Origin of the sequence: uncultured Cedecea sp., from assembly GCF_947498825.1 — a bacterium.
GTDB lineage: Bacteria > Pseudomonadota > Gammaproteobacteria > Enterobacterales > Enterobacteriaceae > JGM124.
The window spans coordinates 1-21,000 of sequence record NZ_CANMLV010000021.1 but is presented as its reverse complement, the minus strand read 5'-3'; the positions used below and the strand labels follow the sequence as shown (position 1 = coordinate 21,000).

The following is a 21,000-nucleotide window of genomic DNA, read 5'->3' as shown; positions in this document are numbered from 1 at the left end:
GTATGAATGCTGACGCTATACGCGTTGCACCGCTAAGGGAGGAGTTAATTCTTCATCCCGGACCGACGGACTGGAAAGGGGCACCCAGCTGGACACTGGAGGATCCTTTGCGGGATCGTTATTACCGTATTGGCTGGCTGGAAAAAACATTACTTTCTCATTGGGGGCTCGGGGACGCTAACGCCATTATTGCGCGGGTTAATCAGCAACTGCCGGTTGAAATCAGTCAGGAGGATATTCGTTCATTTTCAGAATTTCTTCAGACCCATTCTCTGACCTGGCGAGTAGATGATGAAACCGTCAGCCAGTTCACACGGCAGAAAGCCGTGACAAAGCGTTCATGGTGGAGTTATGCGCTGCATAACTATCTGTTCTTACGCATACCTGTCCTGCATCCTGATACTTTCCTGAAGCGCTCTCTGCCATGGGTGTCGCTGTTCTATAGCAAGTTTTTCTGGCTGAGCACCTTTTTTGCGGGATTAACCGGATTACTGTTTGCCAGCCGCCAGTGGGAAACCTTCCGTCATACCTTTCTCCATTTCTTTACCCTTGAAGGGGCACTGTTAGCGGGAATAACCCTCTGCCTGACGAAGTTAATTCACGAACTGGGACATGCTTACACCTGTAAACGTTACGGGGGAAAAGTTAGCAGTCTTGGCGTTGCGTTGCTGGTGATGATGCCTGTTCTGTATACCGACACATCATCAGCCTGGAAACTTGCCAGCCGTAAACAGCGATTAGCGATTGGGGCCGCGGGTATGCTGAGCGAACTGGCCATTGCTGCCTGGGCGACTCTGGCATGGAGTTTTTTACCTGATGGTATGTTACGCAGTGCGGCGTTTATGCTGGCGACCACCACCTGGATAATGACTCTGGCAGTCAACCTCAGCCCGTTGATGCGTTTTGATGGCTATTTTTTACTCTCAGATACCTTAGGAATAGGTAACCTGCAACAGCGAGGGTTTGCGATTGGCCGCTGGAAACTCAGAGAATTGCTGTTTGGTCTCAAGGATGAACCCCCTGAAGCGATGCCAGACTGGTTAAGGCGGACGCTGACGTGCTATGCCTTTTCTACCTGGATTTACCGGTTATTTCTCTTTACCGGGATTGCCTTGCTGGTCTATCACATGACTTTCAAGGTGCTGGGTATTCTGTTATTTGCCGTTGAAATTGGCTATTTCGTTATTGTACCGATTATCAATGAACTGCGTGCCTGGCATGGGCGACGTAAGGATTATCGTATGAACCGTCAGATGATACTGACCCTCAGCGTTTGCAGCTTTCTGCTGCTGATTTTTTTCTTCCCCTGGCAGCATACAGTGTATGCGCCTGGTCTGATACGGGCTGAACAGCAGGGCAGTTTGTATATGCCAGTGGCGGCTAAAATTGAACAGATCAAGGTATCTCCCGGACAACTGGTAGCGAAAGGGGATGTGCTGTTTATTCTGCATACGGATGATATGGTCCACCAGAATGAAAACCTGGCAAGACAACTGCAAACCCTCGGCTGGCAGCAAGGTTATCAGACGCTGAATCGCCAGACATTGCAGACACACCAGCGTATTCGCAAGGAACGAGAAGCCGCCTTAAAACATCAGCAGGTGCTTTCTGAACAACAGGATTCGTTGACGATTCGAGCCCCCCTTGATGGCCGTGTGGCCGATCTCGCTTATCCCTTGAGTCAAGGTGAATGGCTGGCCCAGGGAGAATGGCTGGCCACCGTGACGCATCCTGAAGGTGCTTTGGTTGAAGCCTTGGTTCAGGAGAAAGACTGGCTTCGCCTGTCCGTCGGGGCAAAAGGTACGTTCTATTCAAAACAGAGCACTCTGCCCAGCGTGCAGGGTGAAATTATCGAGATTGAACAGACAGCTGTAACCAGCCTCCGGGCGGTCGCGGAGCTTGCGTCCGTCTATGGCGGAGATATTGCGGCATTAACCAATCAGCAGCGTGAGATAGTCCCTGAACAGGCGGTCTATCGCGTATTACTGCGACTCACTCCTGGTACGGCGGCACCCCTTCAGGTTCAGCCAGGCACTCTGGTGCTGGAAGGTCAATCGCAGATACTCGCGGTGAGTTTATGGAAGTCTCTTTCTGCGGTGGTGGTTCGCGAGCTGGCATTTTAAACATTGTACAGAGCGAGGACGTAATAAAAATGTTACATCTTGCTATTAAGTGATAATGATTGTTATTATCTTTTCCATAATAAGACAACGAAATTAACAAAGCGGCTATGACTCAGGGTAGATAGCGGCTGCGTGTCGCCAGGGGGTCAGCAATGCCCCGTCGAAAACACTTTATATATTTGGGGATATTATGCGTGTTTTAGTCGTTGACGATGACTCAGTACTTTGCAGCTGGCTGGAAAACAAATTACATGCGCATGGCCACACCTGCCGGATAATTCATAATGGAACGCAGGCTTTAACGGCCATTCAAGATAATACCTATGACGTTATTCTGTTAGACAGAATGATGCCTGGCATGGATGGATTTAGCGTACTGCGCGAATTGAAAGTAATAAATCATCCTCCGGTGATGCTGTTATCCGCATTAGACCGGGATATTGACAGAGTCATGGGGCTTGAACTGGGCGCGGAAGATTACCTTGGAAAACCGTTTAATTTTGATGAACTCCGTTTGCGGTTAGATATTATCGTCGGTCGGGATAAACGGAATACGCCCAAAAGTACACTACTCAGTTTTGCTGACTTAACCGTTGATTGCCTTGAACGCAAAGTATGGCGTGCAGGGAAACCGATTGATCTGACAGATAAAGAGCTTAAATTACTGTTATTACTGATGGAAACGCCTGACAAGGTCGCCAGTCGTACGCATTTGCTAGAGCGGGTATGGGGATATCAGTTTGATCCGCAAACTAATCTTATCGATGTGCATATGTCTAAACTGCGGTCTAAAGTGGATAAGGGCTTTGACAGGCCCCTGATTAAGACGCTGAGATCGGTTGGATATTATCTGGAACACGTCGAGAAGCGCTAAATATGTCCAGCAAAGTTTTCACTTTCTGCAATGGCTGTCGGATGTGTGTGCGTTATTGCACTCTGAAAGTACGCCAGTGGCAGGTTCTGGGTGCCAGCCATTATCCTGACTTTTTGCAGACGGCTAATTTTCGCCAGGGCATGACGATTGTTTTTCTTTTTTTAATTGTCGCCATCGCCAGTATGATGGGCTCAAGTAAATTAATTGAGTCTCTTATTCGCGGTCATGTGCATGATGTTATCGTGAATGATATTTATGACTATTCCGTCAAGTCATCGTTAAAAAGCACGTCGTTGATGCTGGTGCAAATCAGCCGCGAGTCTTTAGAGCATAGCGACAATCTGGCCCAGGTATTGTTGATAGACCCTCAAGGTCAGCTTGCTTATCACTCAATGCCATTACAGCAACAACATGCCGGTCGTTGCGGCATGGATGTCTCTTGCCTGAAAAAAATCATCCAGCAAGACGACCGTGATAATTTGGTGGGGCTGTCGGTGCTTCTGGATGATGGTGGCATTCTGTTTCGTGGCTATCATATTTTACCCATGCTCGAAAGAGTTAAAACCATCCCGCTGGTTGCCGGAGCCGGGGTATTTATTGTCCTGCTAATCTGCCTTTATGTCAGTCGCCAGTTCAGTCTGCGAAGCCTGTATATTGCCCGGGAAATTCGCGAGGCGCTCAACAGATACAGCAACGGCGATAAACATGTACGTATGCCGCTTTCTGCTTACCGTAATGATTTTGATGCTTTGAGTGCGGATATTAATCAGAACCTGGAACGTATTGAACGGTTGATGGAACAGGTCAGAAACAATGCCGGGCATATTGCCCATGAACTGCGCACCCCTTTAACCCATCTCCATAACCGGCTTTATTCTCTGTCAGAAAGAGAAGATTTAACCGATCAAAGTCGGGCTGAAATAGAGAGTGCAGTAAATGAAGTACAAACTATCTTAACCTTATTCAGAAACGTCATGCGGATTAGCGAAATCGAGAGCGGGCGCTGTATCCATCAACTGGGCGACTGTTCAGCCCATGAATTATTGCAGGATGTCGTTGAGTATTATCAGCCTCTGGCTGAAAGCCGTTCTTGTTCATTGGTTATTGAGCCAAAAACGGATCTCCGATTATTTATTGACAGAAGCCTGGTGTTTCAGGCTCTGGCTAATCTGATTGAAAACGCCCTTAAATATGCGGCGGACGGTAGAAAAATTATCCTGGGATACCGTTTCTGGCATGGCTGGTTAACGCTCTATGTAGCAGACCAGGGGCCGGGCATTCCTGACGACCTACAAAGCAAAGCGATTGAGCCTTTTGAGCGCCTGGATAAACGTTATTCCAGTAACGGTTACGGACTGGGGCTGTCACTGGTTAATGCTATTACCGAATTACACGGGGGGATGATTAAGTTTGAAAATACCCATCCCGGACTCTGCGTTTATCTTTGTTTGAATCGCTGCCAGTAATAAATAATCTGATTAATACTGTTAGAGAATATTCTCCGGGGTCATCACCCGACGCGCGCCGACATAATGATTTTGCCAGTAATTATCGCTGAGTTTGCTGATACGAATATCTAAACCTGTTCTCGGTGACTGGATAAACTGATTATTACCAATATAGACACCAACATGGTCCACGTAATCCTGGCGAATCCGGAAGAAGACTAAATCACCGGGTTCCAGTTCACTGGAACGAATGATTTTGGCATCGCTAAGATGAAACATCCCTCTGGCCGTACGTGGAAAAGGGCGCTTAATATGATCTTTATAGGCAAAATAGATAAGCCCGCTACAATCAAAACCACTGAGAGGAGAAGCGCCCCCCCAGAGATAGGGCTTACCTAACTGTTCCATCAACGTATTGAGAGCAATCTGTCGGGCGCGCAGGTATCTGTCCTGATAGAGTGGGCGCAGGGTCAGACGGCGCAGTAATACTTCAACATCCTGGCCTGAGCGCTGAACCTGCTGACTGAATGATGACTCAGCGCGTTGTGCGTGAAGTCGGGCTTGCTGGCGTAATCCCGTGCGAACCAGAGCCTTGGTTGATGATGGTGCCTCTGAAAGATGACGGATTTGCTGGTTTTCAGAGACTTTAACGCGCAGGCCCTTTTTTTCCAGTTCAGACAACGAGTAGTGCTGCGCTTTGTGGGAAGAGGTTCGGGCGTGCGATTGCTCGCTATTATCTGAAAACTTGATGTGTCTGGTTTCAGTGGGCGTTAAAATGGTGATATCTGACAGCTGACTCGCCGTGCTGGGAAAATTTATCAGTGAGGTACCCAATAATAAAAAAAAACGCGTAGAGGGTGTCATTATCAACGCCATTTATTGCTTGTTTTAAAAATATAATTATTGTCTAAAATAGAATGGGATAATAGATTAATAAAGATACATTAAGAAAAATTAATTAATGTTAATTTATATTGCGTGAATACATTTATCATCTCATGTGTTAATCAGGGGCGCTATTAATGCTTGCAGAATAACCACCTTATTATTCTGTCGTTATGCTGTTTGGCTCAACCGGGCATTCGGGAGCGACTCGACTTGTTTTGAGTAAATATTTAACGGTGTGACAGAATTTTATAAGCGGGTTGTGCTGGTGGCACAACCCGCGAGGGAGATAAACTTAACTGACAGGGGGCAGAGGACGTGGTTTGCCTTCGTGGTCGACGGCGACATAGATAAACACCGCTTCTGTCGCTTTATACCGCTGGCCAATAGGGTCGCTGGCAACTTTCTTGACCCACACTTCAATATTGATAGTTACAGAAGTGTTTCCGCGCTTAATGCAGTTCGCGTAACAGCACACGACATCACCGACGGCGACAGGTTTGAGAAATGTCATACCGTCAACCCGTACAGTAACAACACGCCCATGCGCTATTTCTTTAGCCTGAATAGCACCGCCGAGGTCCATTTGAGACATCAACCAGCCGCCAAAAATATCGCCATTGGGATTGGTATCGGCAGGCATCGCCAGGGTGCGCAGGACTAAATCACCACATGGTCGTTCATCAGTCATTCTTTCTTATCCTGTGGTTGCATATGGCGGTAAATATAAACCCCGCTTAATAGCGTGAATACCAGCATCATTGCCGTCAAGCCAAAAACCTTGAAGTTTATCCAGGTACTTTCGGATAACCAGAAAGCGACATAGATATTCAGCAGGCCGCAGGCGATAAAAAACAGGGACCAGGCAACGTTAAGGCGTGCCCAGACAGCTTGAGGTAAGGTGATCTCCTTGCCAAGAATGCTTTGAATAAGAACTTTTTTCATCACAAACTGGGCAAACAGCAAGGCAACAGCAAACAAGGCGTAGATGATGGTGACTTTCCATTTGATAAACTCAGGATTATGGAAATAAAGCGTCAGGCTGCCGAATACCGCCACCATAACGAAGGTGACCAGCGTCATTTTTTCTACTTTACGGTATTTGTACCAGCTATAAATCAGCGCAACACCGGTGGCGATAATCAGGGCCCAGGTGCCAGCATAGATATCGTACATTTTGTAGAAAACAAAAAAAACAATCAGCGGCAGGAAGTCGAGTAACTGCTTCATAAATAGGTTCCGTTAACAGATGATGCCTGACGATAACTCAGCCAGGCATCAGAAAGATTAGGGACGAATCAACATAAACAAGCGGAATAAGTAGATAAGCAAAATAGCAGAGATCAAATTGCTTATCGTATTGGCGATAACGGCACCGACTTCCGGTGCAAATGCCGTGAAAGATGAAACCATTAACAGCAGGGCTGTTTTGGCTGCCAGCCACAGCACCACAGCAGGCGTCACCAGACGCATATTTGCCCATGCAAGCTTAACGCTCTGTCGCATCGACTGGAAAATCCCCGCTTTTTCCTGAACCAGGATCACTGGTGCCAGTGACAACACAATGGCAAACAGTACTCCCGGTACCACGATGAACATAATACCAATCTGCACCAGCAAGGTGGTGATAAAGATAAGTATCAGCATTTTAGGCAGTACTGGCGCAGCGGCACCAATAGCACGTAATGCGCTGACGCGCTGACCTGCAGAGACAATTTGCATTAATACCAGCATACTGCCGGCCAGAATAGCATTACCAATGAGACCCGAAAATGTCGACACAGCAGAGGCTTTTAATAGCACGCTTTGCTGCTCTGGCGTCATATTCTGGATCAGGTCAAACAACCCTGTGCTACCTGATAAATTATCACCTTCACTTAAAATGGCCATCTGATGTTCACCGGGCGAAAGTGCATTGCCGAATAACACCGATATTAAGGCGCAAAGTAGCGCAATCAGTAGAATAGTCACAAACTGATGGCGTAAGAAATTTCCCGTGTCACGGTACACAGAACCAGCCGTGATAGACATGCACTCTCCTCGGTATAGCTTGTAGTTATAAATCAACGGGTAATTGTACCCTGGTTGAGGGACGCTGACATCCTTAACCCTCTGTTCCGTACAGTTAAATTTGTTGCTTCTGTCGGCGGTTAGTATCCTCTAGCACAATCTATCTCAGGTTTTATTTTCACTTTGTCAGCGGGTGTAAATATTGCTTCTGCCCGAAGGCTGACACAGGTAAGTCCCCCTTGATTATAACGCTATCGTTCGAAAGACGAAGAAGAGTTATTATTCAGGGGCTGACAGCTACTGTTTATTGATCTGGGGGCTGAATGAGGAACGGACCAGTCTGCGGATAAATTAATCCAGATCAAGGAATGTTAAATTAGACTACAAAGTGTGACGATTGTCAGATCACTTTACATACATTTATTCGTATATTGTGGACGATTAAAATAACCACACAAAAGGAATGGGTATGAAAAAGTTGTCTTTGGCATTAGTGGCATTGATGGGTTTATCGGGTGTAGCTGAAGCGCATCAGGCGGGCGATTTCTTTATGCGTGCGGGAACGGCGACTGTCCGCCCAACCACAAGTTCAGATGATGTACTGAACATGGGCGAATTCAGCGTCAGTAACAACACCCAGCTGGGACTGACCTTCGACTATATGGTGACGGATAATTTTGGTATTGAGTTATTAGCAGCGACACCATTCCGTCATAAGGTTGGCCTGGGCCCAACCGGAACCCTTGCAACAGTTCGCCAGTTACCCCCAACGTTGATGGCGCAGTGGTACTTTGGCGATGCCACCAGCAAATGGCGTCCTTATGTCGGGGCCGGTATCAACTACACCATGTTCTTTGATAACAAATTCAACGATACCGGTAAAGGTGCAGGCTTAAGCAACCTGAGTGTTAAAAACTCATGGGGTGCTGCTGGACAGGTAGGTGTGGACTATATGCTGGATAAAAACTGGATGCTGAATATGTCCGTCTGGTATATCGATATCGACACCAAAGTGAAATTTGATGCAGGCGCAGCAGGCCGCCAAAGTATTGATACTAAAATCAATCCTTGGGTGTTTATGTTCGGCGCGGGTTACACTTTTTAAGTCTTCTGCAAAACTCCTGCAAAATCCTTATGCAAAACTGGTCGCTAAATGGCCAGTTTTTTCATTCTTTACCTCTGAAATAACATCTGAAAGCTAACTGCTCATCATTACACCCGCTATCCGCTTCGGTGGATTCTTTACTGGTGCACAGACTTATACCCGTTATGCTTCATTAACGCCAGGCGGCCTGTATCTCTCTGTTAAAAGATAATGATGTATTATTTTAAGCATGAAGAAAAAGTCATAACCACTGGCTTTTTTCGTCGTATTTGAAGAATGAATTTATTTTTTGTTTTTTTAATCTCAAAGATATGCCAGATAATTATTTAAAATAAATATTATCCCTGCGCGCGTATGACAAGACGTTGTCTGTGGTGCTTTGTAATAAAGGTGTTCTACTGGATGTGTTTAAACAGAGAATCACAGACCTCATGATTGACGTAACGATGCACTTATTAAGGATTGTAAGATGAGACCCACAGTTATACAGGGTTTGATGATGTTCTCAGTAAGGAACATAGCGTGAATTATTGAGAAGATATATGTGGAAGAGTTTACAGACTAATCGATTAAAACGGGTAAAAGTGACATTATCCTTTTCACCCGTTCTATTTTTTAAAGCTGACAGCGGTATTATCGCGTTGCGGCTTTCATCTCAACCACAAACTGTTTTAACTTGATCAGCATTTGCTCAGGGTTATCAAGGTTGTTTTCAATAATCTTGACAATGGCTGAGCCGGAAATGGCGCCAGCAGCCCCGGCGGCAATGGCTTCACGGACCTGCGATGGTTCAGAAATACCGAAACCAAGTAAAGGCGGGGCTGCGTGGTATTCTGTCAGCTTCTCAATCAAATGGTGAAGCGGCAGCTGGGCACGGCTTTCAGTACCCGTGACACCCGCTCTGGAGAGCAGATAAGTGTACCCCCGACCGTGAGAGGATATTTCCCGAAGCAAGGCATCATCCGCATTTGGCGGGCAGATAAAGATAGGCGCAACCTCATGTCCAAGTGCCGCAGTACGGAACGCTTTTGACTCTTCTACCGGCACATCGGCGACCAGGACAGAGTCCACGCCAACGGCTGCACATTTGGCGTAAAAAGCGTCAATGCCAGGGCTGAAGACCAGATTGGCGTACATCAATAGGCCAATGGGAAGGGTCGGGTATTTTTGACGAATAGCGGCCAGCATTTCAAAGCATTGAGCCGGGGTAACGCCGGAGTCAAAAGCACGCAGGGCGGCATCCTGAATGGTCGGGCCGTCGGCCAGCGGATCGGAGAAAGGGATCCCCAGTTCCAGGGCATCCGCGCCACCTTCAACCAGCGCATCAATAATACGTAATGACAGCTCAGGATTAGGATCACCCAGCGTCACAAAGGGAACAAATGCGCCTTCTTTCTTGTCTTTCAGCTGCTTAAACAGTTGATGATAACGTTCCATTAGATTTCACCTCGTGCTTTCAGAATGTCGTGGACGGTGAAAATATCTTTGTCGCCGCGACCAGAGAGGTTCACCACTAACAGTTGTTCTTTTTCCGGATTTTCTTTGATCATTTTCAACGCATGAGCCAAAGCGTGTGACGACTCAAGAGCAGGAATAATACCTTCTTCGCGGCATAATGCTTTGAATGCGTCCAGCGCTTCATTGTCGGTGATTGAGACATAATCAGCCCGACCGATACTGTTCAGGTAGGCGTGCTGAGGTCCGACTGACGGGAAATCGAGCCCGGCGGAGATAGAGTAAGACTCTTCAATTTGGCCGTCTTCGGTCTGCATCATCGGTGATTTCATCCCGAAATAGATCCCCAAACGGCCATGCTTCAGTGGGGCACCGTGTTCGCCGGTTTCGATACCATGGCCACCCGGTTCAACACCAATCAACTTGACGGTCGTTTCATCGATAAAGTCTGCGAACATACCGATGGCATTAGAACCCCCACCGATACAGGCGATAACCGCATCGGGCAGACGACCTTCTTTTTCGAGGATCTGAGATTTTGTCTCTTCCCCGATCATCCGCTGGAACTCACGGACAATGGTCGGATAAGGGTGTGGGCCTGCTGCAGTACCCAGCATATAGTGTGCGGTCTCATAACTGCCAGACCAGTCACGTAACGCCTCATTACAGGCATCTTTCAGGGTGGATGAACCGCTGTGCACCGGGATAACCTCAGCGCCCATCAAACGCATACGGAACACGTTGGGTGACTGACGTTCGACGTCTTTAGCACCCATATAGATACGGCATTTCAGACCTAACAGGGCTGAAGCCAGCGCTGAGGCAACACCATGCTGGCCTGCGCCCGTTTCAGCGATAATTTCAGTTTTACCCATTCTCTTCGCCAGCAGCGCCTGGCCCAGAACCTGGTTGGTTTTATGGGCGCCGCCGTGCAGTAAATCTTCACGCTTAAGGTATAGCGTGGTGCGGGTATTGGCGGTTAAATTACGGCATTTGGTTAGTGCAGTAGGGCGGCCCGCGTAATTTTTCAGTAAATCGGTAAATTCAGCCTGAAATTCAGCGTCCGATTGCGCGGCCACAAAGGCTTCTTCAAGTTGGCGCAAAGCGGGCATCAGGATCTGCGGCACATACATACCGCCAAACTCGCCAAAATAGGGATTCAGTAATGTCATCGCTTGGTTTCCTTAGTAAGCCCGCAGAGTCTGGAAGACCGCTGCCAGCTTGTTAGCATCTTTAATACCTGGTGCGGTTTCGACACCAGAGTTGAAATCCAGTCCTGCTACGCCCAGTTTTGACGCGTTCAGGCAATTATTTTCGTTCAGTCCTCCGGCCAGCAGAACATTGTCCAGCGCCTGATCTGCCAGCAGGCTCCAGTCAAAAGTCTGACCACTCCCACCCTGAGCATTATCCAGCAGATATTTATCAACGTGCTGAAGATTGCGTTCAGGTAACGTTTCACCGACGCTAAGTGCTTTCCAGATTTCAACCGTCGCTGGCAGATCCTGACGCAGGGCCGCGATATAAGCCTGGTCTTCGCTACCATGTAATTGCACCGCGAACAGTCCGAGAGTGGTCGCCTTCGCAACAACGTCTTCTGGGGCTTGATTACGGAACACGCCAACATAGCTGAGCGGGGCTGCAGCGATGACGGTAGCGGCTTGTTGCTCATTCACCAAACGTGGCGATGTCGGAACAAAGATCAGCCCACCGTAAATGGCACCGGAACTGTAGGCCGCCTGAGCATCTTCTGCACGGGTCAGACCACAAACTTTATTTTCTCCCAGCAGTACACGACGCACTGCCTGGGTCAGATTAGGCTCACCCATCAAGGCTGAGCCAATTAAAAAGCCGTTCGCATAATGGCTGAGTTCACGCACCTGGGCATAATGGTTGATGCCTGATTCACTGATAACCGTGACATCACGCGGTAAACGTGGGGCCAGCTGGCGAGTACGGTCAAGAGTGATAGATAAATCGCGTAAATCACGATTATTAATTCCCACCACTTTGGCTTTAAGCGCAATTGCACGTTCCAGCTCGGCTTCGTTACTGACTTCTGTCAGCACGCCCATCTTCAGACTGTGCGCGACAGCCGCCAGGGCAAGATACTGTTCGTCGTCCAGCACCGAGAGCATCAGCAGGCAAGCATCCGCCTGATAAAAGCGCGCTAAATAAATCTGATAGGGATCGATAATAAAGTCTTTGCACAGTACCGGTTGTGTGACCACTTGGCTGACAATCGGCAGGTAGTCAAAACTCCCCTGAAAATATTTTTCGTCAGTCAGGACCGATACTGCAGAAGCATAATGCTTATAGACGCTCGCAATTTGCTGAGGGTCAAAATCTTCACGAATAACGCCTTTAGAAGGGGATGCTTTTTTACATTCGAGAATAAAAACACTGCGTGGGCCACGTAACGCCTGATAAAAATCACGCTCAGTCGCGACGACCTGATCCTGAAAGTCTTCCAGCGGTTGTTGCTGTTTACGCGCGGCTACCCATAGTGCTTTATCCGCAACGATTTTCGTTAATACAGTCTCTTGCATTGGTTTATCCTCTTCCGGCCAGAGCGGTTACCCGTGAATAGGCCGCACCACTACGAATCACATCCAGAACTTTTTGGGTATTTTCTCGCAAATCTTCATGGCCATGAATACGCATCAGCATTGCCACATTGGCAGCGACGGCTGACTCATGGGCAAGTTCACCTTTACCCTGTAACAGTCGGGTTAGAATATCACGGTTTTCTTCTGGTGTGCCGCCTGCCAGTGCTTCCTGAACATAGGGTTCCAGACCGAAATCTTCCGCAGTCAGGATATAGCTTTTAATTTCACCATTATGAAGCTCAGCCACGTGAGTGTCAGCGTGAAGTGAAACTTCATCCATCCCGCCGCTATGAACCACGGCAGCACGTTTATAACCTAACATACGCAAGGTTTCCGCAATCGGTAGCACGAGGTCCGGGCTATATACACCAATTAAGGCAAGCGGCGGACGTGCCGGGTTAATTAACGGCCCCAGCACATTGAACAGGGTACGGGTTTTCAGCTGCTGGCGGACAGGCATCGCATGACGGAATCCCGAATGATATTTAGGCGCGAATAAAAAGCAAATTCCTAATTCATCCAGTGCCTGACGTGATGCATCGGCACTCATATCAAGATTAATACCAAATGCGGCTAATAAATCAGACGAACCGGAGCGACTGGAAACACTGCGGTTACCGTGCTTAGCCACTTTCATGCCTACGGCAGCAGCAACAAAAGCGCTGGCCGTCGAAATATTAATGCTGTTACTGCCGTCACCACCGGTGCCGACGATATCCGTAAATTCATAATCTGGCGTCGGGAAAGCGGCAGCATGTTCCAGTAACGCACTGGCAGCACCGGCTATCTCAAGAGGATGTTCACCGCGGACCTTCATACTGACCAGGGCTGCGGCCAATTGTTCTGGCTTTAATTCGCCACTGATAATCGCAGAAAACAGCTGGTGACTTTCTTCTCGTTCCAGCGTTTGTCCTTGATATAACTTATCAAGAATAGGTTGTGTACTATTCGTCTGTTTGAGTTTCAGTAACGCCCAGTCAAGAGTCTGTTCCAGCAAACGTGCCCCCTGTGTCGTCAAAATAGACTCTGGGTGGAACTGAAAACCGACAACGCGATCTGCTTCGTGACGTACCGCCATGACCATACCGTCAAACTGAGCATTAATGGTCAGCCCGGCAGGAATATTACTTCCCACCAGGGAGTGATAGCGTGCCACCGGAAGCGGGTTAGGCAGACCGGCGAACATCGCCTCGCCGTCATGGGTAATCGCAGAGGCTTTACCGTGCAGGATCTCACCAGCCTGACCGACATAACCCCCGTAGGCTTCAACAATTGCCTGATGCCCCAGGCAAATACCGATAATGGGCAGTCGGCCGCGTAACCGGGTGAGTAGTTCAGGCATACAACCTGCTTCACTCGGTGTACCGGGGCCAGGAGACAGCATCAGCACCGGGTTATTCATGGTCGCGAGTCGGTCAATTAACAGTTGGGCCGGGACGTGGTTGCGGTAAATGACCACATGATGTCCACTGCTGCGCAGCTGATCTGCCAGGTTGTAAGTAAAAGAGTCGATATTATCGAGCAGCAGAATGTCAGCCATTAGAAACTCTCCTGAGCATGATGGGCGCTGGCAATCGCACGCAGTACCGCGCGCGCTTTATTACGGGTTTCGTCGGCTTCTGACTGCGGGTCGGAGTCCAGTACCACACCGGCTCCGGCTTGAACTGTTGCCACACCCGCCTCAACATAGGCTGAACGAATAACAATACAGGTATCCAGGGTACCGGCTGCGGTGAAATAACCCACAGCACCGCCATAGCTACCACGACGAACTCCTTCGGCTTGTGCAATTAATTGCATTGCGCGCACTTTTGGGGCCCCACTTAAGGTGCCCATATTCATGCAGGCACGATAGGCATGTAAGGCATCCAGGTCATGACTCAGTTCACCCACTACGCGTGATACCAGATGCATAACAAAGGAATAGCGGTCTACTTTGGTTAAATCAGCGACGTAACGGCTTCCTGGAGTACAGATTCGGGCCAGGTCGTTACGCGCCAGGTCAACCAGCATTAGGTGCTCAGACAGTTCTTTCTGATCGGTACGCATTTCCAGTTCAATACGGCTGTCGAGATCACGGTCTAACGACCCGTCCGCGCGGCGGCCACGAGGGCGCGTTCCGGCTATCGGATAAATTTCAATCTGACGGTTACTGGCATCATATTTCAGTGAGCTTTCCGGAGAAGCGCCAAACAGAGTGAAATCATTATCCTGCATAAAGAACATGTAAGGACTTGGATTGCTCTTTTTCAGAGTTTGATAGGCGGCCAGCGGAGACGGACAGGGCAGTGAAAAACGACGAGAAGGCACAACCTGGAAAATTTCTCCGGCACGAATCGATGTCTGCATTTGGCGAACGACGGCGCCGTAGGCTTCATCGCTTTGATTTACATCACAACGCATGTTTGCCACAATTTCCACGGGAACCGCTTCTAAAGGTTCAGTCATTTGCTGGCGTAATTGAGCGGTGCGTTCCAGCAGACGTTGTTTTTCGCTCTCAACCGGTGTGAAGAGACAGGCCTGAATACGAGTCTGTTGTTTCTGATGATCGATAGTCAGTAATGTTTCAGCTAAATAGAAGCAATAATCCGGGCAGCTGTTATCTTGTTTCAATGCGGGTAGGTCTTCAAACCCGGCCACCAGGTCATAGGCGAATAATCCGCCGAAAAACATTGCTTCGCGATCGGCTGTGGGGACAATCACCAATTCTTGCAGCAAACGGAATGCATCGAAGACTGACAGAGAGCACAAACGGGCATCTTCATCTAATAACGCACTGACGGCAGGGAAATGCAAAATACGGCCGTCAGGCAGTTTTTCGCTGGTCACTTCATCAGGTAAAATCGTGTCCAGCAGTGGGAGCAGGGCAGCGCCGTTGGCGGTTAAGGCTTGCAGAGTCACAACCTGACCCATCGCGGTGATACGCAGAGCGCTGTCTACCAGTAACAGACTTTTTAAATTATTCTTACTGTCGATATCCGCAGACTCCAGCAATAACGTTGCCGGACGGGTTCCACACAGTTTATGGAAAAGGGTTGTAGGATCATCACAATACGTTGCTTCACTGCTCAGTAATTCAAGTGTTGGCTTTTGTGGTTGCATGTTATTTCTCAAATTTTGTTCAAAAAAAAGCCCGCGATAGGGCGGGCTGGATATCTGTGCTAGCAAATAGCATGAATGCGCGCGCCGTCCTGATTCAGGAAGTACGCCAACCACGAGTTACAGAAATCATCGCTTTCATTTCAGATACCTTTCTAATCTAAGTGAGCTTTCGTACTAGTAAACTGGTTCAGGGATTAATTGTCAATAGTGATTTTTCTAAATTACTGAATATCGGTATGATAAAAGCCTATTCGCCTTTTTAATTACCGGAGATATTTTGAGCGAAACAGAATTGCTGGTCATTCATGATTTGCACAGCCATACTACCGCTTCTGATGGTATGTTAACACCAGAAGCGCTGGTGCAGCGTGCAGTCGATATGCGGGTTAATGTACTGGCAATTACCGACCATGATACGGTTAGCGGCCTGGCAACGGCCAGACAAGCGATCAGTGAATTTAATTTGCCCTTACAGCTTATCTCTGGGGTGGAAATTTCCACGTTATGGGAAAATCATGAAATTCATATTGTCGGACTGAATATTGATGAGTTTGACGCGGCTTTATCGGCATTTTTGCAGGCGCAAAGCGAGCGCCGGCAACGTCGGGCTACGCTGATTGCAGAACGTCTTGAGAAAGCGAGAATTCCCGGTGCACTCGCTGGCGCAATGAAACACGCCCAAGGAGGGGAAATTACGCGGGCTCATTTTGCCCGTTTCCTCGTTGAGCAGAAATATGCCAGTAATATAGCGGATGTTTTTAAGAAGTATCTCGCAAAAGGGAAAACAGGCTATGTCCCTCCTCAATGGTGTAGTATAGAACAAGCCATTGATATTATTCATCGCTCGGGCGGACAGGCGGTGCTTGCGCATCCTGCTCGCTACGGTTTAAGCGCAAAATGGTTAAAACGATTACTGGCGCATTTCGCTGAATGTGGCGGTGATGCCATGGAAGTGGCACAGTGTCAGCAAGCGCCAAATGAGCGCACTTTGTTGGCAAGTTATGCTCAGCAGTTTAATTTACTCGTCTCTCAGGGCTCCGATTTCCATCAGCCTTGCGCGTGGATTGAGCTTGGACGTAAATTATGGCTACCTGGTGGTGTTGAGCCAGTGTGGTTGCGTTGGGCAAACACCCCATAGTAAAGAGAGAAAATTATGAGTTTGTTTTTATATATTCATCCGGATAATCCCCAGCCACGTCTGATTAGTCAGGTGGTGGATATTATTCGTAAAGGCGGAGTAATTGTTTATCCTACCGATTCAGGATATGCCTTAGGGTGTAAACTGGAAGATAAAAATGCCATGGAACGTATTTGTCGTATTCGTCAGCTCCCTGGTGGTCACAATTTTACACTGATGTGCCGTGATTTATCTGAACTCTCCACTTATGCCTTTGTTGATAACGTTGCTTTCCGCTTGATCAAAAATAATACTCCAGGTAACTACACGTTTGTATTAAAAGGCACGAAAGAAGTTCCTCGTCGACTGTTACAGGAAAAGCGTAAAACGATTGGTTTGCGAGTCCCCTCAAATCCTATTGCCCAGGCATTACTGGAAGCTTTGGATGAGCCTATGCTGTCAACCTCTTTGATGTTACCGGGCAGTGATTTTACTGAGTCAGATCCGGAAGAGATTAAAGACCGTCTGGAAAAAGTGGTGGATGCTATTATTCACGGGGGATATCTGGGACAACAGCCGACAACCGTGATCGACTTGACTGAAGATGCACCAGTTGTATTACGTGAGGGTGCGGGTGACGTGAAACCTTTCCTTTAAAGGGACTCTATGGCGCGTTTCAACATTGACGTTTTTGCTTCCCAGTGCGGCGTTACACCCGCGAATATTCGTAGCTGGCAGCGTTATGGCTTAATAAAACCGCATGTTGATGAGCGGGGACATCGCTTTTTTGATATCAACCATTGTTCTCGTGTCTATGAGATTGTCAGCTGGCTGGAAAAGGGCGTTCCCTTAAGTAATATACTCGCGTTACTGAATGGGGAGGAGATACGTCGTACTTCCGGCTGGTTTGCAATACAGGATATCTTTATTTCCCATTGCCAGGAGCAACAGCATGCTAAACTTCGTGGTTTAGTATGGCGTTATGGCCGTGAGCTACCCCCGGCTATTTTTATCGACGAAATGATCCGTCCGCTGCGTTTATGGATGAGTGCTGATAATCGTTCCGGAATGATCATGGCGCGCGCTGCTCTTGACGGCGCATTAATTGAATATGCCACATTCGTGCTGGCGAGTGGACGTAAACGCTATGGTGGCAGTATGCATATTATTGCCATGTCGCTTAATGACAGCGTTGATATCTGGCTTGAGTCTATTCGCTATGCGAGTGATGGCTTCAGGGTGGAAGTTTTACCCCAGGTTATTGCGATGCCGGAGCTGGATAAAATAAAAGCAGATCATATTGTTATCTGGATAGACAGAGTATTCAATCAAAAGCAGCGAGCAGAATATCAGCGTTGGTTAGCTGAAGGAAAACCGGTTATTTTAGCCGGGCCTGCAGTTGAGGCAACGCTTAATGCTTTGGCTAATGATAGCGAGCGGCGGCTTTTTGGTCAGTAAATGAATTTATGCTATTAAAACGCTTTTTATTAACTCAACAGTCTCTTCTTAATTGAGCGATTTCTGCCCTTATTTATCTTTTAAAATGGGCGGCTAACTGGCCGCTTATATTAACTAAGCATACCCCAAAGAAACCTGATAATTATCGCTATTTTCTGGATTTAACGCGATGTATTCGGTATGAGAATGAACCTGCTGAAGTTCTGAGTTTGTCGTGCATTGCTGAGGCCCTTATTTCAGCTAAAAATGCCCGCAAAACTTGCTGCCCCCTTCTGGCAAAATTTAGTGTAGTATGTACGCCCACGAATCATTGTGTGTGATAGCTTGCGCGAGATTATTGCATGCCAGGCTATAGACTATGAAACAGTTACATATCAGTGAGTTAAGTTGATTAAAACTCTAACTTGTTGTTTTTATAAGTATACCAGACGCCTGTGAAGGCGTCGTTGAAGCTATTATTATCAATATCTTATCTTGTGATTATTATCTAACTATTTGATTTTACAACATTGGATGTCACAAGATGACCAACAAACGACTGTACAACAAACCACGGTACATCACTCAACGCGGTAAGACGTTTTATATTAATTTCCGTCTCCCTTCGGGCACATTTTTCCGTCAATCCTTAGGTACTGATTCATTAAAGGCAGTGGAAGTTACAATGTCACGTTTAACGCCTTTTATTCCTTTGGTTCAAAACGGGACGATGAGTGAAGAAACGTTTAGGGCAAAAATCAACGGTGTACGCGAGATGACGCTGGAGGGGCTTAACAGACTTCTATTGAATATTTTAGAAATAACAATTGAGGATGCTGATTTTTCTTCACCGAACTCACGGTACTACAATTCAACTCAGTCTCTTGATGTCTTGGCTAAACAAGCTAAAACGATGGCTGACGTAATGCGCTCTAAGATGGTGAACGTAGACGCAGATACTGCTTCCAGGCTTTGGGGATTGGACAAAGAGTTTATTATCCCAGAGGATCTCAAGCCGTCTCTCCTCGATAATACTAAAAGAATGATTCACTTCCATGACTTGCAATTTCAGGCGATAAATGCGTTTTCTTCCGGTGATGCACCACGCTATGAGAAAATAATGGATATTTTTTCCAAGGAAAAGGCGAATATTGCACAAGCAATATCACCTTGTACGCTTGCTGAGGAAGAAGCTGACTGTCCATTATTGTCTGATGCTTGGAAGATGTTCACTTCCGAGAAAGGTAAGGGATGGGCATCAACGACTGCCAAGGAGAATCAACGTTTTTACGATGTGTTACTGTACGTTATAGGTGACATCCCAGTCGACGAGATCACGAAACAGCATATACGGAAAACTATAGGTGTTATCAAGGGTCTTCCTCGACGAAACAAAAATCCTTATTCAGAAATGACCCTTGAAGAGTGCATTGAGTGTGATGTGCCGGAAGATAATTTATTGAGTAGTCAGCACGTCGAAAAACATCTCAAGATTTACTGTAAGCGTCATCCCACCACCGTCTGGTTTATTCCCCCAGTCGCTGTAATTTAGGTGTCCACTTATTTTTGCAGGTGGACACCTCGATGAACTCTCAAGAACGTCGCTCCCGACAGCATTATTCCCCGGAACTGAAACTTAAACGGGTAAAAATGGCACTCAGCGCCACTGATAAAGGCAGCAGTGTCGCCGCGCTGGCCCGCGAATATAACATTAATGACAACCTGCTCTTTAAATGGATTAGACTCTGGCAGAGTGAAGGGCGAGTCTCCCGACCCCGGCGTCAATACCGCAAAGCCGCATCAGCCTCACTTTTACCTGTGGAACTGACATCAGAAACACCATTGCCCGCTGTCACTTCTGCTGATCCGCGACAAACCGTCTGTCACGCCCGGCTACTGCAGGGGGATATCACGCTGCACAATCCTTCTCCAGAACTGCTGAGCCTTATATTACGTGAAATGATGGCTGGAAAATCACGATGATCGGCCTGCCATCCGGGACTAAAATCTGGCTGGTTGCCGGTATCACTGATATGCGCAATGGCTTTAATGGTCTGGCCGCAAAAGTGCAGACGGCGCTGAAAGACGATCCGATGTCCGGCCACGTCTTCATCTTCCGGGGCCGCAGCGGCAGTCAGGTCAAACTGCTGTGGTCCACCGGAGACGGACTGTGCCTGCTGACCAAACGCCTGGAGCGAGGCCGCTTCGCCTGGCCGTCAGCCCGCGATGGCAAAGTGTTCCTGACGCCAGCGCAGCTGGCGATGCTGATGGAAGGTATCGACTGGCGGCAGCCGAAGCGGTTGCTGACATCCCTGACCATGCTGTAAACCTTTTTATCCTGGTTATCGCAGAATAAGCCTGGTAAAATGCGGGCTTATGAACAATACCTCCTCTGACGACATCCTTCTGCTGAAACAGCGCCTGGCCGAACAGGAGGCGCTGATCCACGCCCTGCAGGAAAAGCTGAGCCACCGGGAGCGTGAAATAGACCATCTGCAGGCGCAACTGGATAAACTCCGCCGGATGAACTTCGGCAGTCGTTCCGAAAAGGTCTCCCGCCGTATCGCACAGATGGAAGCTGACCTGAACCGGCTTCAGCAGGAAAGCGATACACTGACGGGTCGGGTGGATGATCCGGCAGTGCAGCGCCCGTTGCGTCAGACCCGCACCCGCAAACCGTTCCCCGAATCACTCCCACGCGATGAAAAACGCCTGCAGCCAGCGGCCCCCTGCTGCCCGGAGTGTGGTGGTTCGCTGAGTGACCTGGGTGAGGATATCGCCGAACAGCTGGAGCTGATACGCAGCGCCTTCCGGGTTATCCGCACGGTACGGGAAAAG

Annotated in this window: 20 protein-coding genes and 1 other annotated feature; of the genes, 11 read left to right on the top strand and 9 right to left on the bottom strand. The window is 48.0% G+C overall.

The window, feature by feature from the left end:
- Window positions 1-2 precede the first annotated feature (2 nt).
- The 3 genes from Q1A40_RS18110 to Q1A40_RS18100 all read left to right on the top strand — a co-directional run bounded on the left by Q1A40_RS18110 (window position 3) and on the right by Q1A40_RS18100 (window position 4,463).
- Complete coding sequence (locus tag Q1A40_RS18110) at window positions 3-2,123, top strand: HlyD family efflux transporter periplasmic adaptor subunit (protein ID WP_300002956.1); 2,121 nt, start codon at window positions 3-5, stop codon at window positions 2,121-2,123.
- 190 nt (window positions 2,124-2,313) lie between these two features.
- Entirely contained in the window at window positions 2,314-2,997 is a 684-nt protein-coding gene (locus tag Q1A40_RS18105) for a response regulator transcription factor (RefSeq protein ID WP_300002954.1), read from the top strand.
- Window positions 2,998-2,999: 2 nt separating this feature from the next.
- On the top strand, window positions 3,000-4,463 hold the full coding sequence (locus Q1A40_RS18100) for a HAMP domain-containing sensor histidine kinase (RefSeq protein ID WP_300002952.1): 1,464 nt from the start codon (window positions 3,000-3,002) through the stop codon (window positions 4,461-4,463).
- A 21-nt stretch (window positions 4,464-4,484) separates the two neighbouring features.
- Here Q1A40_RS18100 and Q1A40_RS18095 read toward each other — a convergent pair whose 3' ends face one another.
- From Q1A40_RS18095 to Q1A40_RS18080, 4 genes are all read right to left on the bottom strand, one after another.
- Window positions 4,485-5,309 carry a C40 family peptidase gene (locus Q1A40_RS18095; protein WP_300002949.1) on the bottom strand — a complete coding sequence of 275 codons (825 nt, stop codon included), beginning with the start codon at window positions 5,307-5,309 and terminating at the stop codon, window positions 4,485-4,487.
- A 316-nt stretch (window positions 5,310-5,625) separates the two neighbouring features.
- A complete protein-coding gene (gene yciA, locus Q1A40_RS18090; RefSeq protein ID WP_300002946.1) occupies window positions 5,626-6,021 on the bottom strand; it encodes an acyl-CoA thioester hydrolase YciA in 396 nt (131 codons plus the stop codon).
- A complete protein-coding gene (locus tag Q1A40_RS18085; RefSeq protein WP_300002943.1) occupies window positions 6,018-6,560 on the bottom strand; it encodes a septation protein A in 543 nt (180 codons plus the stop codon). The genes yciA and Q1A40_RS18085 overlap by 4 nt, the downstream gene beginning before the upstream one ends.
- A gap of 57 nt (window positions 6,561-6,617) precedes the next feature.
- Window positions 6,618-7,361 (bottom strand): YciC family protein, encoded by a 744-nt coding sequence (locus tag Q1A40_RS18080; protein WP_300002941.1) that lies wholly within the window; start codon window positions 7,359-7,361, stop codon window positions 6,618-6,620.
- Between the two features lie 448 nt (window positions 7,362-7,809).
- Between Q1A40_RS18080 and ompW the strand changes: the two genes are divergently transcribed.
- Window positions 7,810-8,445: an outer membrane protein OmpW gene (ompW, locus tag Q1A40_RS18075; RefSeq protein WP_300002938.1), complete on the top strand. Its 636-nt coding sequence runs from the start codon at window positions 7,810-7,812 to the stop codon at window positions 8,443-8,445.
- Between the two features lie 633 nt (window positions 8,446-9,078).
- Here the strand turns inward: ompW and trpA are convergent.
- The 5 genes from trpA to Q1A40_RS18050 are packed head-to-tail and all read right to left on the bottom strand — an operon-like array spanning window position 9,079 to window position 15,608.
- Window positions 9,079-9,882, bottom strand: a complete 804-nt coding sequence (trpA, locus tag Q1A40_RS18070) for a tryptophan synthase subunit alpha (protein ID WP_300002936.1) — start codon at window positions 9,880-9,882, stop codon at window positions 9,079-9,081.
- Window positions 9,882-11,072 (bottom strand): tryptophan synthase subunit beta, encoded by a 1,191-nt coding sequence (trpB, locus tag Q1A40_RS18065; protein WP_300002933.1) that lies wholly within the window; start codon window positions 11,070-11,072, stop codon window positions 9,882-9,884. The genes trpA and trpB overlap by 1 nt, the downstream gene beginning before the upstream one ends.
- Before the next feature lie 12 nt (window positions 11,073-11,084).
- Window positions 11,085-12,446, bottom strand: a complete 1,362-nt coding sequence (gene trpCF, locus Q1A40_RS18060; RefSeq protein WP_300002930.1) for a bifunctional indole-3-glycerol-phosphate synthase TrpC/phosphoribosylanthranilate isomerase TrpF — start codon at window positions 12,444-12,446, stop codon at window positions 11,085-11,087.
- A 4-nt stretch (window positions 12,447-12,450) separates the two neighbouring features.
- Window positions 12,451-14,046 (bottom strand): bifunctional anthranilate synthase glutamate amidotransferase component TrpG/anthranilate phosphoribosyltransferase TrpD, encoded by a 1,596-nt coding sequence (gene trpD / locus Q1A40_RS18055; protein ID WP_300002927.1) that lies wholly within the window; start codon window positions 14,044-14,046, stop codon window positions 12,451-12,453.
- Window positions 14,046-15,608, bottom strand: a complete 1,563-nt coding sequence (locus tag Q1A40_RS18050) for an anthranilate synthase component 1 (RefSeq protein WP_300002925.1) — start codon at window positions 15,606-15,608, stop codon at window positions 14,046-14,048. Before Q1A40_RS18050 ends, trpD begins: the two co-directional genes overlap by 1 nt.
- Before the next feature lie 21 nt (window positions 15,609-15,629).
- Window positions 15,630-15,723 (bottom strand) — a sequence feature (Trp leader region).
- Window positions 15,724-15,885: 162 nt separating this feature from the next.
- Between Q1A40_RS18050 and Q1A40_RS18045 the strand changes: the two genes are divergently transcribed.
- The 7 genes from Q1A40_RS18045 to Q1A40_RS18015 all read left to right on the top strand — a co-directional run.
- Window positions 15,886-16,746 (top strand): PHP domain-containing protein, encoded by an 861-nt coding sequence (locus tag Q1A40_RS18045; protein WP_300002922.1) that lies wholly within the window; start codon window positions 15,886-15,888, stop codon window positions 16,744-16,746.
- Window positions 16,747-16,761: 15 nt separating this feature from the next.
- Window positions 16,762-17,382, top strand: coding sequence for an L-threonylcarbamoyladenylate synthase (locus Q1A40_RS18040; RefSeq protein WP_300002919.1), 621 nt, complete (start codon window positions 16,762-16,764; stop codon window positions 17,380-17,382).
- A 9-nt stretch (window positions 17,383-17,391) separates the two neighbouring features.
- Window positions 17,392-18,183, top strand: coding sequence for a MerR family transcriptional regulator (locus Q1A40_RS18035; protein WP_300002917.1), 792 nt, complete (start codon window positions 17,392-17,394; stop codon window positions 18,181-18,183).
- Window positions 18,184-18,706: 523 nt separating this feature from the next.
- Window positions 18,707-19,714, top strand: a complete 1,008-nt coding sequence (locus Q1A40_RS18030) for a hypothetical protein (RefSeq protein WP_300002915.1) — start codon at window positions 18,707-18,709, stop codon at window positions 19,712-19,714.
- A 32-nt stretch (window positions 19,715-19,746) separates the two neighbouring features.
- Window positions 19,747-20,145 carry a transposase gene (locus Q1A40_RS18025; RefSeq protein WP_300002912.1) on the top strand — a complete coding sequence of 133 codons (399 nt, stop codon included), beginning with the start codon at window positions 19,747-19,749 and terminating at the stop codon, window positions 20,143-20,145.
- Entirely contained in the window at window positions 20,142-20,489 is a 348-nt protein-coding gene (gene tnpB, locus Q1A40_RS18020) for an IS66 family insertion sequence element accessory protein TnpB (protein WP_300002910.1), read from the top strand. Before Q1A40_RS18025 ends, tnpB begins: the two co-directional genes overlap by 4 nt.
- Window positions 20,490-20,538: 49 nt before the next feature.
- Window positions 20,539-21,000 (top strand): transposase (locus Q1A40_RS18015; protein ID WP_300002907.1); only part of this gene is annotated, 462 nt, incomplete at its 3' end.

What these genes read in the sequence shown, in the direction of transcription:
- Q1A40_RS18110 (WP_300002956.1), top strand. Translation starts at nt 3, where the DNA reads ATGAATGCTGACGCTATACGCGTTGCACCGCTAAGGGAGGAGTTAATT.
- Q1A40_RS18105 (WP_300002954.1), top strand. Translation starts at nt 2,314, where the DNA reads ATGCGTGTTTTAGTCGTTGACGATGACTCAGTACTTTGCAGCTGGCTG.
- Q1A40_RS18100 (WP_300002952.1), top strand. Translation starts at nt 3,000, where the DNA reads ATGTCCAGCAAAGTTTTCACTTTCTGCAATGGCTGTCGGATGTGTGTG.
- Q1A40_RS18095 (WP_300002949.1), bottom strand. Translation starts at nt 5,309, where the DNA reads ATGACACCCTCTACGCGTTTTTTTTTATTATTGGGTACCTCACTGATA.
- yciA (WP_300002946.1), bottom strand. Translation starts at nt 6,021, where the DNA reads ATGACTGATGAACGACCATGTGGTGATTTAGTCCTGCGCACCCTGGCG.
- Q1A40_RS18085 (WP_300002943.1), bottom strand. Translation starts at nt 6,560, where the DNA reads ATGAAGCAGTTACTCGACTTCCTGCCGCTGATTGTTTTTTTTGTTTTC.
- Q1A40_RS18080 (WP_300002941.1), bottom strand. Translation starts at nt 7,361, where the DNA reads ATGTCTATCACGGCTGGTTCTGTGTACCGTGACACGGGAAATTTCTTA.
- ompW (WP_300002938.1), top strand. Translation starts at nt 7,810, where the DNA reads ATGAAAAAGTTGTCTTTGGCATTAGTGGCATTGATGGGTTTATCGGGT.
- trpA (WP_300002936.1), bottom strand. Translation starts at nt 9,882, where the DNA reads ATGGAACGTTATCATCAACTGTTTAAGCAGCTGAAAGACAAGAAAGAA.
- trpB (WP_300002933.1), bottom strand. Translation starts at nt 11,072, where the DNA reads ATGACATTACTGAATCCCTATTTTGGCGAGTTTGGCGGTATGTATGTG.
- trpCF (WP_300002930.1), bottom strand. Translation starts at nt 12,446, where the DNA reads ATGCAAGAGACTGTATTAACGAAAATCGTTGCGGATAAAGCACTATGG.
- trpD (WP_300002927.1), bottom strand. Translation starts at nt 14,046, where the DNA reads ATGGCTGACATTCTGCTGCTCGATAATATCGACTCTTTTACTTACAAC.
- Q1A40_RS18050 (WP_300002925.1), bottom strand. Translation starts at nt 15,608, where the DNA reads ATGCAACCACAAAAGCCAACACTTGAATTACTGAGCAGTGAAGCAACG.
- Q1A40_RS18040 (WP_300002919.1), top strand. Translation starts at nt 16,762, where the DNA reads ATGAGTTTGTTTTTATATATTCATCCGGATAATCCCCAGCCACGTCTG.
- Q1A40_RS18035 (WP_300002917.1), top strand. Translation starts at nt 17,392, where the DNA reads ATGGCGCGTTTCAACATTGACGTTTTTGCTTCCCAGTGCGGCGTTACA.
- Q1A40_RS18030 (WP_300002915.1), top strand. Translation starts at nt 18,707, where the DNA reads ATGACCAACAAACGACTGTACAACAAACCACGGTACATCACTCAACGC.
- Q1A40_RS18025 (WP_300002912.1), top strand. Translation starts at nt 19,747, where the DNA reads ATGAACTCTCAAGAACGTCGCTCCCGACAGCATTATTCCCCGGAACTG.
- tnpB (WP_300002910.1), top strand. Translation starts at nt 20,142, where the DNA reads ATGATCGGCCTGCCATCCGGGACTAAAATCTGGCTGGTTGCCGGTATC.